Below are 1305 nucleotides of genomic sequence, written 5' to 3' on the forward strand. Positions count from 1 at the left end.
GTTTAAGAATCCAGAGTTTTTTAACTATTTACACGATGATTATTGGGATGGAGTGAAGTAATTATGTATGAATGGATCGCACAGAATGGTGGTCAACTTATCTTGTTGTTAAGCACCGCGTTACTTAGCGGTGGCATTGGTTATCACTGGCAGAAACATGATTTGTTTGATTAAGGAGGACGAATCAAATGGACAAAGAAAAAGTATTGAACAATTTACAAAAAAAAGACCCATACAACGTAAGCGTTGAAAAGGTCATTTTAGTTATAACAAGAAAGGGTGATGGTTCGCAAAACAATCCTGTTAGATTAGTTGATCATTACTACAGATATGATACTGCTGAATTGATTTTTGAAATTGAACATTAATGTTTTTCTCTGGATACAGGTGGATTGATAATCATCAAACGTGTATTAACAATATTAATAAAGATTTCAAGGTATGCCTTCTGTTCTTGTAAATGAGAATCAGTATCGAAATCGTCGGATCTATCCCAATGAGCATAATCATTTCCATTTATACGAACAACGTCGGTGGAAACCAGCAATGCTTGATCGTCTTTAAAATACTTTCCTATAGTGTTGTTTAGGTTTAATTTGGCTATTTCTTCACGTTTCTCTGGAGATCCGTTTTCTATAATTTTCAAAGCAAAATCTTTTATTAATATTTCCTCCGCAGCTCTGTATCCCATTCCCGCTAGATCAAGGTTACCTGATTGTTCTGCGGAAAACGCTTGGTTATAAGAACTAACAAAACGAGGAGAAAAAGTTTCAATTCGCTCTTCAAATTTACGATTATGAGAGCTTGGAGATACAGCTAGCATTATTGCTTTTTTAGCATATTTATCATTAGTTTTTATAAACGATTGAATCGTGAAAAAGGTGATATTGCAAGCAGTACAAGTATGTGAAAAAAAAGCAATGTAAGTGTTTGAGTATCCGTTGTGACCTTGAATCCTATTTATAGGATTATTAGATACTCCGCAATGTGGGCATAAGATAGGTATTTCGAGTTCAACCCTATTTAGAGCTTCATATCGACCGTCAGAAAAGTTTGCATATTTTGTTTCCAAGTTGTTTACCTCACTAAATTTTTAGCTTAATTATCGCATAAGGAGCTGATTAAAACGATAGCAAAAAATAAATATCTAATGGAAACTAATTTAATTTACAAAAAAACCGACTTGAGCGGCAACTCAAATCGGTTGGATATCAAAAATATTTACAACAGAATCTTAGCACGATTGGGGATGACACGCAATGGGACTCGATAACCCAATTACAAAAGGTGCTGCTGATGAGTTCT

2 protein-coding genes are annotated in these 1305 nt (G+C 34.3%); one reads left to right on the plus strand and one right to left on the minus strand.

Annotated elements, in window-relative coordinates; translation table 11 throughout:
- The first annotated feature begins 188 nt into the window (after window positions 1-188).
- Window positions 189-368 (plus strand): hypothetical protein, encoded by a 180-nt coding sequence (locus tag FFM51_RS08695; RefSeq protein ID WP_137598226.1) that lies wholly within the window; start codon window positions 189-191, stop codon window positions 366-368.
- On the opposite strand, the gene FFM51_RS08700 is transcribed toward FFM51_RS08695, so the two are convergent.
- The gene (locus FFM51_RS08700) at window positions 365-1072 is read right to left on the minus strand and encodes a DUF4145 domain-containing protein (protein WP_137598227.1); all 708 of its coding nucleotides are present in this window, start codon (window positions 1070-1072) and stop codon (window positions 365-367) included. The genes FFM51_RS08695 and FFM51_RS08700 overlap by 4 nt on opposite strands.
- Between the last annotated feature and the right edge of the window lie 233 nt (window positions 1073-1305).

The sequence above is a fragment of the Paucilactobacillus kaifaensis genome (assembly GCF_005405145.1).
Taxonomy (GTDB): domain Bacteria; phylum Bacillota; class Bacilli; order Lactobacillales; family Lactobacillaceae; genus Paucilactobacillus; species Paucilactobacillus kaifaensis.